Origin of the sequence: Amycolatopsis taiwanensis DSM 45107 (assembly GCF_000519205.1) — a bacterium.
Lineage (GTDB): Bacteria > Actinomycetota > Actinomycetes > Mycobacteriales > Pseudonocardiaceae > Amycolatopsis_E > Amycolatopsis_E taiwanensis.
Genome location: NZ_JAFB01000009.1, coordinates 84,047 through 99,913, shown reverse-complemented (window position 1 = coordinate 99,913; position 15,867 = coordinate 84,047). Strand labels below are relative to the sequence as shown.

Here is a 15,867-nt window from a genome sequence, read left to right as displayed (position 1 = left end):
GTGAGGACGGCCTCCGGGTCGGTCAGGCTTTCGGGGTTGCGGTTGTTCTGCCGCGCCCGCACGAACCGCACCGACACGGCGTCCTCGGCGTCGGCCGCTTCGAGCGGGATGAGCTCGATGCCGGCGTCGCGCATGGCCGCGGTGGTGGCCTCGCCCGGCTCGGTGGCGGTGGCGTACCACTCGATGCCGGCTTCACGCAGTTTCTTCGCGGCCTTGGCAGGGATCTCGGCGTCACCGTCGAGCACGAGCACTCGGTGATCTCCGACGACGTCGCGATAGTTCAGCGGGACGGCGGCCCCGACTGCCAGCCGCATGTCGTCCGCGCTGACCACCGTCTCCGCAGCGTCCGATGTGGACTCCTCAGCGGCTCGGGACCGGATCTCGTCGCCGAGCCAAGCCGGGTTCTCCATCAGGTACAACTGCCGCTCCGGCCCCGTCTCCAGGCCATGAGTGGTGGTCAGCTCATGGGCGATCGCAACCAGGACCGCCGGATCCGCATCGCCGATGCCTGCCTCGTCGAGCAGGTACCGGAACGTCTCGACCGACCCCTCGGCAGCCGGATCGAACCCGAACAGCGCCGCGGCATCGTCCATGGTCGCGGCCGGGGCGCCGGCCTCCAACGGCTCGGCAACGGGGACTTCGCGGGCCAGTTCGAGCTTCAGGACGTTCAGGCCCCTGCGCAGTCTCCTCAGCTCGACGACATCGTCGGTGGTCTCAAAGGTCGAGGCGTGCTCGAGGAGATAGCGGACCGCGTCGAAGACGTGTTTGTGCTCCGCGTATTCGGCCGCCCCTGCGTCGCTCGGCGCGTAGCTGCCGCCGGCGGCACGGTATTTCTCGAGGAACAATTCCTGCAGGCGCCGGGTCGTGTCCTGACCGATCCGGTCGGGCCCAAGATTCTTGAGGTGAGTGTTGAACAGCCGCACGTCGAATTGCGTGTCGGAAATCGGGGTACCCTCGGCGTCCAGGCCGGTGTGCCCGGCGGGGCCGTCGATGAACCGGACGTCGACGACCTTGTCGTCGGCGTCGAAACCGATCCGGACATTGTCGAGTTTCAGGTCGCCGTGGGTGAAGCCGATATGTTCGACCAGGTCCGAGCCGGAAATACCGGTCCGATTCTCCAGGCCGCGGAGAAGGCCGGCCAAACCGGCTTGGTCCGGCCCGAGCCGCCGAATCAGGCTCTCGTTCTCCGCGAGTTCCGCGACCGCCGAATGGGCCTTGCGATAAGCCGACGCCACCAGGTTCGGAGTCTCCCGGAGGCCGGAACCAGGCCACAACGTGTGCAAAGTGGACAACGACTCGGCCACGGCGACGACCGCTCGTTCGAGCCTGACCAGCGCCCTGTACCTGGCCGCTTCGGACGCCGCCTGCCGCACGTCCTCCATCAGCAGCAGCGGCGAGGTTTCGCCGGCGAACGAAACGACCATCAGGCCCTGGCCCGACGGCGTCCCGTTCTCGTCCGCGAGCACGGCCGCGCCGTGCACCTGGTGGTACAGGTTCACCCCGCGCTCACCGTGTTCGGCCAGACGCCCAAGGAAGGACAGCTCCGCCGCGGCATCCGCGATGGGCGGGAATTTCAGGACGGCGATCCGCTCGTCCCCGCTGAAGACCCAGAAGACCGGCTTGTCTCCGGCCTCGCTCACGGGGATCGGCGCGAACGAGATGTCCGGCCGCCCGAGCACCTCCGCCAGGTACCGCCGGACGTTCGTCGCCGCGGCCGATTGTCCTTCCCACCAACGCCCTTCGGGGAAAACCAGCTCGCCGTCGCCGGTTCGGGCAAAGCCGCCGACCCGGGCGAGGCCATCGGTGAACGCTGCGAGGCCCTCGCCGTCGACCCGCTCTCGAACCACCGGCGCGCCGACCTCCACCTTGAAGAGGGGGCCATCCGTCCGGGCCTGCTTGGCCAGCTCGTAGAGCTCCGCCATACTCGCCGCGTCTCGCACAGGCGCGCCACCGGAGTCGCGCCAGGCGCTCTCGGCAACCAGGTCGACAACGGCGGCGGACCGGCCGGAAAGGTACGCCGAGTACGCCGTGTTCCGCACGATCGACGCTTCCGGCAGGATCAGCACCTGCCCGTCCGTCGGCAGCGGAATGGCCAGCCGGGTGGTGAGCCGGACGAACAGCGACTGTTCCCCACCACTGGCACTTTGCTTCGCGTCCGCAGCCCGCCAGGACGAGTGGCTGATCGTGGGCGAGGTCAGCGGCTCGCCCGGAGCCAGGTATCCGCCCGCGAGCGCGCGGAGCTGGCCGGCCGGCTGGTGCTCGCCGAGCTCGGCCAGCCACGGCACTTCGGTCAGCGAGACACCGTGCGCGAACACCATCGGCTCGTCGAGCGCGGTGCTTTCCGCGATCCGGCGCAGGTTCCGGACGATCTCGTCGTAGCCGGGGTTGGCAACGGGCGGGTTGCCGTCCCACTTGGCCGAGTACACCAGGTACCGGCTCAGCCGGTCGCGGTCGGCGAGGAACCGGTCGACCCAGCGCTGGTCCGCAGCGGGCAGTGCCGCCCAGCGCCGCCGCATCGCTTCGATTCGTCCGGCGTCCCAGGGCTGGGTGAACTCGTCCGCTTCGAGTTCCCAGCCGATCGTCTGCCCGATGGCCCCACCCGGTTCGCCGTCGGTAGCGGCGGCCGGCGCCCCGGCGATGCCGGTCAGCACGCCGAGAGACTTACGGTGGTCGTAGATATCGCGCAGGCTGGTCTCGAGGAAGACGTCGTCGCCGATGAGAGTCCACAGCGTGGTGCCCGGCCCGCTGTCCGCGACCACCCTGGAAAAGTCCGAATAGGACAGTTCAGGGTGGAATCGCCGGAGCACGAAGAAGGCGACCGCGCCGGAAGCCTCGGTCCGGCGCAGCACATCCGGGCTCAACAGCGGTTCGGGCACCCGACCGTCGACCAGTAGTCCCGCGCCGAGTGCCTGACCGTCCAACGGAACGGCTCGCTCGACCGCGGCCTCATTGAAGGCGTCGACCAAGTCGCTCACCAGAGCGACCAGCCGCGCGCCATGCAAGGCGCGGGTCTGGGCGACCGCGGGAGTGACGGCGGCGAAGCCCCGCGCCACGGACTCGAGCTCGTCGACGGCGCCCTCGATCCGGTCGACGATCCAGTTCAGGGCCTCGGCCTGATGGAATGCCGGCTGGGCTGCCGCCGCCCGGACGGCCTCGCGCATCCCGGACACGAGAGCGTCCACACTACGGCCGATCTCGCTTTCCGGCGCCTGGCGCTGGGCGGCCGCGCCCAGCTGGCGGGCCGCGTTCAACTCGGCCTCCGCGGCGGTCACCCGCGGGTCGCGGTGGTACGCGAACGCGCCCGGCACCCGCCCGTTGTCCTCCGGCGTACGCGGCGGCCGGACCGGGATCAGCTCACCGTCCCGGCCGACGGTGAAGGCATCCGCCGGGGCGTCCGGCGAGGCGGGGCGGCGGCCGGCGATCTCGTCGCGGAGATCACGCACCCTGGCGGCGACCACGGCCTCACGCAGGTCCGCTTCCGGCCCGGCCGGCGCGGACCGCCAGTCGCGGTAGGCGGTCAGCAGGCGCTGAGCCGCGGTGAACGCCCGGTAGCCGTCAGCGGGGAAACCCTTGGCCATCGAGTCGTACAGGTCACGGTAGGTCCCGGAAAGGTCGTGCGGCCCGCCGAGCCGGTCCTCGATGCTCTCGATCGTCTCGCGGACATCGGCCTCGCTGCTCGGGCGCGTGCCCGCGACCTCGTCTTCCAAGGTGGACATCGCGCCACCGACGTACTCGAGGTCGATCAGTGCGACCCGGATCTGCCCGTCCACCTCCTCCAACAGCGCGTTCCGCAGGTGGGCGTCGTTGTGCAGCAAGCCACCGAACCAGCCGCTGGGCCGCTGCTGGGCGGCACGGGCACGCCGTTCGAGCGCGGCGACCAGATCGCCGCCGACCAGATCCACCCTGCCCTGCCCGATCGCGTCCGCGTGGACCTGGCCGACGAACGCGGCGGCCGTCTCCAGCCAGTGAGCACCGGCCGGTTCCCCGGGTGTGCCCGGGAGCGTGCGCAGGTGCAGCTCGGCGAACGCCTTCGCGAGCTGGGTCAGCAACCGCGTGGCATGGTCGACCCGGCGGGCCTGCTCCTCACCGGTGGCTTCCTCGACCCAGTCCAGCACCTCGGCGAGCGTGCGCCCTCGCGCGACCGTCGAGAGCGTGACGCCCACACTCTCGCTCGGGTCCTCACCGGCAATGACCCCGGCACCGATGAGCGCGGGCGTCGTGAAGTGCTCGAAGTTGTGGCGGGAAAGCAGCTCCGCCCCGTGCAGCCTGCGGGCCAGCGTGTCCACGTCGGGCTCGACGCTCAGGATCGCGAGCGGCTCACCACGCACGTTCACCACCTGGTAGACGTGGCTCGACTCCTTGGTGAGAAAGGCCAGTCGCACCTGCTCGGGCGGCAATCCCAGCTCCGCCGCGGCGAACCGGTGCAACGCCTCGCGCTCCGCTGGATGGCGCCCCGCGAGCAGTTCGTCGCCGAACTTGTCCGAGGCCACGTCCGGCGGCAGGTCGCCGATCTTCGGCAGCGCGTCCTGCAACGCCTCCAGCTGCTCCTGTTCGAGCTCGTCGGACAGCGTTTCCGTCAAGTCGCCAAGCACGCGGCGGGACAGCTCGGTCAGCCGCTCGGCCCGGACCCGCACCGCCTCTTCGTCCAGCGGCCGCGCCGGCTCCCCGAGATTCGCGGGCGGCGCGGAGAACTCGTCCGAGGCGCTTTCGGCGGCGAGGTCGGCGACCGCCGTGGACCGGCCCGAAAGCGCGCGGCGGTAAGCGTTCTCCCGGACCTCGGCCGGTTCGGCGACGGTCAGCACCCGGCCATCGGCGCCGAGCGGGACCACCCGCCGCGTCGTGACCCGGACCAGCAGCGACTGGGCACTGCCCGCCACATCCTGCCTCGCCACCGCGGGCCGAACGTGCGCGTAGTCGAACCCTGGGACCGTGACCGCGGCACCGCGCGCGAACTCGCCATGCAGGAATCCGGCCAGCTGGTCCGACGACTCGGCGGCGTCGGGCAGGCTCATGCCGTAGACGACCGTCACCGGCTCGTCGAGCGGGGGCTGGTCGGCGGCGATCCGGCGAACGTGGTCGATAAGCTGCTCCAGCTCACGGTCCCGCACCGGCGGGTCGGCGTTCCACCGGTCCAGATAGGACAGATAACGGCCGGCTCGGTCGCGATTCTCGGCGAACCGGCTCAACCAACCCCGGTCGATCTCGGACAGCGCTTCCCACCGCTGCCGCAGCTCGTCCGTCAACGCCGGGGGCGCGGGGCTGGGTTCGAGCAGCTCCAGCGGCGTCCCGTCCGTCACGTGGTCCCGGGCCCCGAACGCCTCGCCGAGGACCGCACCCACCGCTACCTGGTGGGCGCGGGCATCCCGCATACCGGCATCCAGGAGCGCCCCCGGGTTGATCAGAAGCCGCAACGGGTTGTGCCCACTGGCCTCCACGTTCGTTCGATAGTCCTGATAGGACACGTCCGGATGGACGTGGCGGTATACGAAGAACGCGACGATGTCCGCCGGGTCGCGCTCGTATACGTAGTACGGCACGACGCTCTGCAAGAAACCGTTGTCCAGGAGCGTGCCGGGCCGCTCGGTGCCTGCGGGCGCGATCCGGTAGGCCGCGTCGATGAGTTCGTTCAGCGTCGCCACCAGCCGTCGCCCGTACTCGGCCTCCAGGTCGGCGGACTCGGCTCCCCGGGCCGCGCCGTGCCTCGCGCTCGACTCCAGCTCGCGGGCTGTCTCTTCGATCCGGCCGATGATGTGGTTCAGCGCGTCCGCCCGGCCTGCCGGGAGCTCGGCCTGTCGCAGCGCCAGCACCACTCGGCGCACGTGGCTCGTGACGACGTCGCGAGTCTTCGGCGGGGTCGCCGAGCGGCGGGGCTCGTAGAGGTGGACCGACCCCATCCGGCGCAGCGCACGCCGGCCCAGCACGGTGCGGGCGACTTCGGTGGCCGTCGGGAAGCCGGTCCCGTCCGCATAGCCCACCCTGGCCAGCAGCCCGTCCGCCTCGTCGAGATCGCGCTGGACGTCGGCCGGTGCTCCCTGCTCGGCGGCGGACGCGGCCAGGGCCGTGCGCTCCTCGCGAAGCAACTCGAAGACCCGCGCCGCCGAGGTGCGGCCGTAGTCGTCAGGCGGGTCCGGGAACAGGTCGCGGATCTCGGGGTGCTCCCCGAGGGCCGGAAGCCAGCCGGCGCCGAGCAAGGCCCACTCCACCAACGCGTCACCGGTCAGGCTGACACCGGTTCCGGCGTAGTGGCGGGATTGCTCGAACCGCGACCGCAGGTGCCGGTGGAACGCCGTGACGAACCCGTTTCCCCGCTCCCCATCGACCATCGACCTCGTGAAGTTCTCGACCACGAACTGGCCGCCGGCCGTGGGCAGGAACGTCAGGATGACCTCGCCGGCTTGGTGTTCGCCGCGCTCGTGGACACCGAAGCTCACCGTCACGATGTCGGGGTCCAAGTCGAGCACCGTGGCCCGCACCTCGAACCCGGCGAAGTCGATGCCGTCCACCAGGCTCCGGAAGAACTCCGTCGCCGCCTCGTGCGGCACCGTGCCGCCCGACGGCAGCACCACATCGTCGAGCGACAGCGAGCCCCGGCTCCGCGGCTGGCCCTCGTAGGGCAGATCCTGGTCGTACCTCGCGACTGTGCCCGGGTCCTGGCGGCGCGGTCCCGGCAGGCGGGCCGGGTCGGACCCGTCCCGGTCGAGCGCCCACCCCGGCGTGCGGTAGGCCAGGTCGGTGTTCTGGCGTGTCCGCGGGTACGCGTCGAATCCGCCCACCCAGGCATCCACGATCGCGCCGTCCGGGCGCACCGCGACGGTGAACTCGGTGCCACGGCGGGTGCCGCGCAGGAGCACCAGGCCGTCGCGCGTCATCGCGGTGGCGGGGTCGGGGTTCGCCGCGACCTCGCGGGCGATGTCCCGTGCCGCCTCGACGATCTCCCGGCCACGCCAGCCCTTGCCGACCCGCTGCTCCGCCGGGCCGGTGCCGTTGAACTGGCGCTCGGCCACGATCCGGCGTTCGGTGTCCCGGTCGAGCCCCGGTTCCGGGAGCCCCGGGTGCGTGATCGCGTCGCGCCCGTGCAGCGGCTGGGCGCCGGTAATGTCGCCGACGAAGGTCATCGTGACCCGCAGCGTCACGTCGTCGATCCGGCCGTACACCGTCCAGGTGCTGGTACGCGGGTCGAACTCGACGCGCGCCGGGGCCTTGGCGACCCGCAGCACGATGTCCTCGATCCGGTCCCGGATCGCGGCCGGTGACGTCTCCGGGAAGAACTCTTCGCCGAACACGGTGGTGCCCGGCACCGTGGCACCGGGACGGCGCGTGCGGACGATCTCGTCGAGGACGCCGGCGGGCAGTCGGAAGGCGGCCGGCGCCGGGGAAACCGATCCAGGCGCGAACTCCGGCGCGTCCCACGCGCTGCGCCGCGGCCGGTCCTCGGGGACGAAGGCGCCCTGCCAGGCGTCCAGGATCGCGCCGTCCCACCTAACCACCACGGTCAGATCGAACCCACGGTACGCGCCGCGCACCAGCCACTTTTTGTCCACATGCGACAACGAGTCGTCCACATGCGACCGAATACTGTGGATGGTCGGCTCACGCAGGGCATCCCGCGCCACCGTCTGGACGGCGCCGAGCAGTTCGCTCGCGTCGTTCACATGGGGTAGCCGCAGATGCGGGTTGCCGTGCCCGGTGGGGCGGCGCAGGGACAGGAACGCGTTGCGCGCCTCGGGAGCGAACCGGAGCTTGTCCGGGTACGGCAGGCCGGTGCGCGACAGCAACTGCTTCTTCACCGGCGTCGCCATGAGGATCTGGCCGCTGTTCGCGACAACGACCCTGACCACGATGCCACCGACGGTGTCCGACACGGTCCAGACGGGCGCACCGTCCTGGTCGAGGTGCGGGTTCATCCGCTCCGGGGCGGGGTACCGGGCGATCCGCAGCACCAACTCCCGGACCCGCGCCCGGACCCCTTCCTCGGACAGCTCGGGGAAGAAGCCCTCCGGGAACCGGGTCTTGTCGGGTTCTGTCGCTTGTGGACCGTGGCCCGCGATGACGTGGTCCAGCCGCTCGTCGGTGAGGAACGGCTCAACGGCCGGAAAATCGGGGTGAGGCCGGTGCGCGTACCACGCGCTGGACGGGTCCGGCTCGAAGCGCGGCGTGCCTGGAGTGTCGCTCAGCCGGAACCGCGGCGCCTGGGCCGCCTGCCACTCGTCCTCGCCCACGGCCGGCGGCACCTGGGCGTTCTCGCCCTCGGCCGGGTCGCGCGGTTCGCTGCGCGTTCCCTCGACCTGGTTCGGCGGACCGTCGCTGTCGGCCTCAGAGTGCAGTTCGTGCCGCGGCCGCTCGTTGACGAGCTGCGCGACCACCGGCGCGGTGGTGAGCCTCGCGGGCAGAAGTGCGTCGATCCCGGCCGCGCCAAGCGCACGCAGGTCGCTGCGGAGCTCGTGCAGCGCCTCGACGATGTCGCTCTCGCGACCGTTGCCCGACAGCGCGCGCTCCAGCCTCTCGACGCTGGTAGGCACCTGGTCGGGGCCGAGCGCGGCGCGCACCCGTTCCGTCAGCGACGGGCCGTCGAGTCCGGGCGCGAACAGCCGGACCAGGTCGCCGACCGACACCCCGTCGAGCGGCAGTTCGCCGTCCTGGACGAGCCGCCGTGCCAGCCGGATGGCGGCGTCCAGCCGCACCTGATCCGGCCGCTGGTCGGCGGCATAGTGGGTGAGCGCGGCCGCCAGGAGGGCGTCCACGCTCCACCGCCCGCCGTGCTGGATCCGGTCGAGGCGCGCCGGCGACAGCAGGCCGCCGGGCCCGATCGCATCGGCCCACTCCCGGCGGGCAGTCCGCAACGCCGCGTCGATCGCGAACCGCTCCTTCGCCGGCACGTCACGCAGCACCCGCTGTTCCAACTCCGTGAGGAAAGCGGTGGTCTCGGTCGCGACCGCATGCGCGTTCAGCAAGGCGATGGCCAGGTCCACCTGTTGGTCCGCGGTGCGCCGAAGGTCGAGACCACGACGCGCCTGACTCCACGCCCGGATGAGCCGCGTGGCCTCGTCCACGTCGAACCCGGTCCGTGCGAGGTCGCCCTGCGCGGACAGCAGGCCCCCCAGATTCTGCAACGGGCTGCGCGACCGGGTTGCGGTCCGGATCCACCTGACCAGTTCGAGGTCGTTGGCCCTGGCGCCGTTCTCCTGGAAGTGTTCGAGGAGCCGGTCCAGTACCTCGAACGGCGACAGTCCGTCGGGAGTGCGGTTGGTCGGCGAGGTGATGGTGACCTCGTCCCCGCTCGCGTCCACCTCCACTCGCACGACGCCGTCATCAGAGACGGCCTGGACGGCGCCGGTCGACTCGTCCACCCGCACCGTGGGTCCGGCCAGGCCGAAGACGTTGGCCGGGCCCGCCGCCGGTTCCACCAGCCGGTCCGGGGAGAGTTCGACTACGACGCCCACCTTCGCGCGTACGTCCTCGGCCGAGAGCTCAAGGCCATCGGCAAGGCGCAGCACCGTCAGCCTGCCGTCGGCGTCCAGCGTGACGGTCAGCCCATTCGCGGCGCGCACCGTCACGGCCCCGGTGGCCTCGTCGAAGATGATCCGGGTCCCCGCCGGACGCGTCCCGTCCGGCAGTTCGTCCAGGCCGTCACCGCGGTCGGCCAACTCGATCTCGTGGCCGTCGTCGGACACCCGGATCCGCTGGTGCGCATCGGATCCAAGCGGGTAGTCGCGGCCGGCCTCCGGGCGGCGACCGGCCTCGAACCGCAGCTCGACGCCCTTGACCCGGCCGCCGTTGGCCGCCACGGTGAGCGTCCGGCCCCTGACCTTGATCGTCGGTGGGTCCGGCGGCAGGTCCACGCCGAGCTCCTCGCCGAGCTGGACCCAGCCCTCGAAGTCGCCGGAGTGGACGACCTCGCCGTAATTGGTGTGGACGCCGTCGCCGAGATCGGTGCGGTAGGCCCCCAACAGGTCGGCGTACGACTCCGCGAGCGCGCCCTTCGCGTGCGGCCGCAGCCGGTTCCCCGGCAACGAGGCGACCAGGTGATGCAGCCTGGCCCACTCGGCCCCGGAACTGTGCAGCTCGTGCCCGTCCCGAGTGGGGCCCTGCTCGTGGTCCTCGGGGTGGGCCAGCTCGTGCCCGACGAGCCCGGTCGTCAGCGACGACATGTTCAGCAGTTCGCCGTCGACCAGCCGGTAGCCGCTGGTGTGCGGCTCCCCCGAAGCAGACAGGTCGGACAGGTGCGAGCTGCCGAGAGCGACCCTGGCGAAGGCCATGTTCGCGACGCCGACAGTGTCCTCGAACTGCCCGCTTTCCGGGAAGTTGACGTGCAGCCCGGCAAAGCTGTCCTCGGCGAAGGTGCCGACGTAGGCAAGCCAGCCGGCGCCCAGGTGCACAGTGCCGTTGGTGAGCTCCAGCCGCCGCGCGTTCTCCTCGTGCCGCCAGGCGGGCTGGCGGCGAAGCATTCGCACGTGCTTGTACACGGCGGGGTTGGCGCCGTCACCGTCAAGCACGAGCCGGTCGCCGTAGAACTCGCGCAGCCATGCGAGGTTCGACCGGAAATCCTCGGGCTCCGCGGCCGACCGGCCTTCGCGCCAGACATCGATGTTGATGTAGAGGTTGGCGCCCAGCGCGTGCAGCGGGCTCGCCCCCTGCGATTCCGGCTTCGCCGGTGTGTCACGCAGGAACGCGGCGTATCCGGCGACCCGGTCCGCCAGCTCGGTTCCGGTGTAACCCTTGGCTTCCTGCAGAGAGCGATAAAGGGCGACCAGCATCACCTGGCTCTCGCTGGTGAAGATGGAGTCGGAGCCCAGCTTCAGGTCGAACACCGCACCGTAGGCGACACCCAGCGGATCATGCAGCAGCGGGCCCGCCGGGTTGTGCAGTAGCACCGGGTTCAGCCGCTCCGGCCGCCAGGTCCAGCCGCCGGCCATCCGCACCGGCCACTGCCCGCCCACCTGGGTTTCGTGCGTGAGCGTCTCGACCGGTTGGTGCGGAAGCAGATCCCGCAGCGTGTCCAGCAGTTCCCCGTCGGCATCGAGCACCGACCACACCCACGCGTTGTGCTCCCGGATCGCGGCGCTGAGGTCGGTCAACGCCGCCGCGGCGTCGAGCACGCCGTCGTCTGCCATCGCGGTGGTGAACCGGTCCACCAGGGGGCGGAGTTCCCCGAGGCTGTCCAGCACCGTGGCGGCGGCCTCGCTCGCGTCCACCCAGGCCGGGTTCCACGGCGCGGCCTTGGCCGCCTCGATCGCCCGTCGCCAGGTGTCCTCTTCCAGCTGGATCGCATTCCGCAGGTGCCACCCGAGCGACCCTTCGGCCGGTGGCTCGCCGACGAAGGCGGCCGGCGGCTCCACCCGCAGCGCGGTGGCGCGTGCGGCGGCAGCCTCGGCGCGCGCGATCTCCGCCTGGCGCCTGCCATCGCGCTCTGCGATGCCCTGCCCTGCCTCCTGCCACCGCAGCACGTACGCCTGCTCGAGCCGCGCGCGGTTGGCCGCTGCTCGCGCGGCCTGGAGTTCGGCGCCGCTTGCCGTGGCCAGCCGGGCGTCGGCCGCCGACTGCCGTGCGGCCGCCGTGGCCAGCGCCTTGTCCGGGTCGAGCGGCAGGATCCGGTCGGCCCGTACGGCCTCCTGGAACATCGCCGGCATGGCTTGGAGAAGGTGCGGCACGATCTGGTCCAGCACGCGCCCCAGTTCCTGCCCATCGGCGGGCAGGAGCGGCAGCGCGAACTCGATCGGGCCGGTGAACACCCAGCGTCCGTCCGCGCCCCGCCACGCCTGCGGCACGGTCACCTGGGGCACGCCGGAGGACAGCGGCCGGGAGTTGACCCACAGGTGCGCGGGCACCTGGCCCGGCAGCGTGAGGGACCAGTAACCGGCCTGGCCGGGCGTGGTGCCCGCGGTGTACTCGCCGACGGCTGCGCCGGCCCGGGCGAACGCTTCACCGAGCGCTTGCTCCAGCACCGTCTGCTCCAGCGCCGACGGGGTCGCGACGTCACCAGAGAGCGCGGGCAGGGTCACCGTGCGGGCCCTGGTGAAAGCCGGTTCGGTGCCAGGGACATCGACCGGCGCACCGGCGGGTTCGGATTCCGGAGTCAGCGCGGCGTCGTCGCCGGATGCCACCGGCGGCATCGCTGGGTCACCAGCCGCAAGATCGCGTTCCGATCGTGGCTGGGCGGCATCAGGTGAGCCGTCGGTCGAAAATTCGTGGAAGGAGTAAGCGGCGGCACCCCCGGCGCGGTAAGCCCGCAGGTAAGGCCGAAGCTGGCCGAGCGCGGCCACGATGCCGTCCAGATCGCCGGCCTCCGACGCGGCCGCCAGCTCGTCCACACTGCGCGGTGTCCAGCTCGGCCCCAGATCGGCACGCAGCCGATCCACCAGGGTCTCACCGCCGAGCCCGGGAACGACCAGCCGGACCACATCACCGGCCGAAAGACCATCACTGAGGAAGCCACCGTCTGTGCCGAGGATGCCCACCGCGATGTCTGCGGCCCGGTCCGGAGCCAGCCGGCCGAGGGTCACCAGTGCGGCCACCAGCAGGGCGCCGGTGGTTTCCCTACCGTCGAGGCGGATGTGATCCAGGAAAAGCGGGTCGAGCACTCCCCTGGTCTCGCGCACGAACGACCATCTGCTCTCGCGCTGCGCGGCGATCATCGTGCGGCCCGCGGCCGGTTGTTCGGACTCGGGAAGTTGCGTGATCGCCGTCTCCCACAGAGCCATCAGACGGCCGGTGTCGAGCATGACCTGATGCGCCACAACGAGCGTATTGATCAGCTCGCTCGATTCGGTCTCGGCGATTCGCGACCGCACCCATTCCCACGCGCTCTGGACGCGCTCGATCTCCTCGTCGGTACCGAACATCGACCGGACCGGCCCGGCCGCCGGCCCGGCGAGCCAGTTCCGCAGTGCCCCCAACGGACTTTCGACCGCGGCGGCCGTTTCAACCCATTGGTCGATCGACAGCTCGGCCACCGCGATACGGTCGAAGCCCGCCAGCAGCTCACCCAGGATATTCGCGCGCTCGGCCACCAGCTCCGCCGAATTGGCGCCGTCCGCGAATTCCCGGCTCGCCGCCATCAATTCCTGGGTGGCTTCGAATATCCGGTAAGCCTTCGTGGCCGAGCCGAGCGCCAGCCCGTGCACGGCGGAGTCATAGGAATTCCGGAAATCGCGAGCCAGTCCGGTGGCGATGTCCGCGTGGCCTTCCCGCTTCAAGACTGTTTCGATGTCCAAGACGTTCCGGATCATCGTGTCCGGATCGCTGTCGGAGAACTCGCGCGTCGCGTTGCCGTCCGCGTCGGCGGATTGGTGCACCCGGGCCAGGTCGATCAGCGTGAGAGTCTCATTCTCGGCGATCGGGTCTTCTTCATCGGGGACGGGGTCCAGGTGATAGATGAAGTTCTCGCCGTGGGCATCCAGGTGCTTCAACGAGAAGAAGCCTGTCTCCAACGACGTCACCCGGTCGGCCAGCTCAGCCAGCCGCCCCACCAGCCGGCCGTCGACCAGTTCGGAGCGCCCCATGGCCACCGCGCTCGCATGTGCCGAACGCGCGAACTCGGCGGCGGTCTCCAGCCAGTACCCGCTCGCGGCCCCTTCCGGGCTGGCCACATCGCGGGTGCGCATGTGCAGCTCGGCCAAGGCCTTGGCGATCTTGGACAGCATCCGCCGCAGGTACTCGACGGCCTCCGCCCGCTCCTGAGCCGAACGCGCCGCCGTGATCCGGTCCACCACCTCGGTCAGGGTCAGGCCGCGCGCCCAGGAGGTCAGCAGGACACCGACCGACCCGTCGGTTCCCCGGCTGACACCGGCCCCATACACCTCACCGAGCCCGAAATGCACCGGACGCTCGCGGTCAAGCCGGTCGAATCCCCACAGGCGCTCCGCCAGCAGCTCCGTCCCGGACTTCCCCCAATCGTCCTCATGCTGCCGATTTTGCCGCCGCGCTTGCGATTCCTCGGGGTCGCCGTACACGCTCAACACCGCCAGCGGCACCCGGCTTTCGGCGTCGGAGACCTTGAGAATCCACCCCTTGCCCTCGACGAACGGTTCCACCCTCAGCTCATGAGGCAGCCGCCCCATCTTCGCCGCGGCGAACTCACGCAACCTCTCGACCTGCTCACCAGCCGGGCGGCGCGGGTCGAACCCCTGGATATCGGTCAGCGTGTCTTCAAAGGCCCGCATGCCCTCCGACGACAACCGGGACCGTTCGCCCGGCGCACCGGTACGAGTGCCACGCACGAGCCTGAGCAACTCTTCAACACTGACCTCACGGACAACGGCCGCCGCCTCGGTCTCGGGTCCGATGTGGACGGCCCGGCCCACGGCGACCGCGCTGCCGAAATCCTCCGTGTCGCCGAGCACGAGGTTGCCCGGCTCCGGCACCGGGCGTCCCTCGGCGCGTGCGCGCGGGGACTCGACAGCCGAGGTCGTCTCGGTGGTCGTGGCGGCCTCGCCGAGCAGTTCCCGCAGCCGCGCCAGGTGCTCGTCGATCGGCGTGCCCGCGCGGTGGGCGCCGGCCAACTCCGTCACTGCGGTGAGCGCCGCCTGGCTGGTCGCCATACCCGGGCGGACCGGCCTGCGGACGGCGTTTTCGAAGTCGCGCCGGAGCTGTTCGCTGAAGTCCGCGCCACCGCCGAGGCGCGCCCGTTCCGCCACGAGCCTGGCGAAGCGGGCGATGTCCCCGGCCGCCTGCCCCGTCGTGGCCCCCTCGGGGGTCAGCGAACGGTGGAGCGTCGCGAGATCGATCAGCGTGACATGGCCGTCCCGGTAGAGGACGTTCTGGCCGTGCAGGTCGCCGTGTATCGCGGACCGGAACGCGATCGGCGCGGCGGCGGCACGCCCGGCGACTCGCTCCGCCGCCTCGATCAGGGCGTCCACCGGTGCCCCGGCGTCGCGCAGCCCGTGCAGCGCCGTCACGACATCCGCCCAGTAGGCCGAGCCGATCGGCCCCTCGTCGTCGGCCGCGTTCCGGCTCAGGATCGCCAGTTCCGCCACGGCCCCGGCGTAGGCGGTGATCGCCCGCGACCGCTCCTCGCGCGCGATGTCCGCCCATTTCTCGCCCGTGGCGAGATCCTCCACGATCACCCCAAGGGTGTCCTGCCCGGCGCCGGCCTTGGCCACACCGTGCAGCCGCGGCACCTGGAAGTCCTGGAGCGGGAGGCGGCCGAGGAACTCCCGTGCGGCCAGTTCGGAGGCCAGGCGCCACATGTCGACGACCCTCAGCACCGCGACCGCCTCACCCTGGGCGTCCCGCAGCACATAGACCGCCGGAGCCGGTTCGGTCCGCTCGCCACCGAGCCGTTCGAGTGTGGTGCCCTCGACGTCGATTCCGGCCTGGTCCGCGGCGTACGCCCGCAGCCGGTCCCGGTGCGCCGCGCCGGGCGTGCCTTCGACCGCGCCCTCGGCAAGTTCGTTCAGCAGCGTGAGGCCCGGCCGGTCGATGTCCAGATCGGACAGTGCGCGCTTCAGGTCCGCCAGCGCGACGGCCACCCGTGACCCGTTCAGCAGGTGCGCGTTCTCCGGGTCATTGGGCGCGGGCAGCGTCTTGGCCGCGAGCCGCAGCACGTCGGCGAGCGGATCGACGGCCGCAGCCTCGGTCTCGGGTCCGATATGGACGGTCTGGCCCGTGGAGACCGCTGGGCCGAAATCCTCCGCGTCGCCGAGCACGAGGTTGCCCGGCTCCGGCACCGGGCGTCCCTCGGCGCGCGCGTGCGCGACCATGTCCTGGATCTGGCGGGGCACCACGTCGAGCAGTTCCGCGACCATCCGGTCCAGCGCCGGCTCGTCCACCGCGATGCCCCGGGGGAGCCGGAGTTCCACTCGCCCGGCCAGCACCAGGCGATCGCCGGCCATTCGGAGTTCGGGGATCTCCAGCGCGGCCCGTGCCTCG

General features: G+C 71.3%; 1 protein-coding gene (running past both ends of the window). It reads right to left on the bottom strand.

All 15,867 nt of this window come from inside a single coding sequence — locus A3CU_RS43985, preprotein translocase subunit SecA, on the bottom strand. Of the gene's 81,651 coding nucleotides, 21,779 precede the window and 44,005 follow it; the stretch shown corresponds to coding positions 21,780-37,646 (codon 7,260, partial, through codon 12,549, partial); the first complete codon in reading order (the gene reads right to left) occupies positions 15,864-15,866. The start codon and the stop codon both lie outside this window.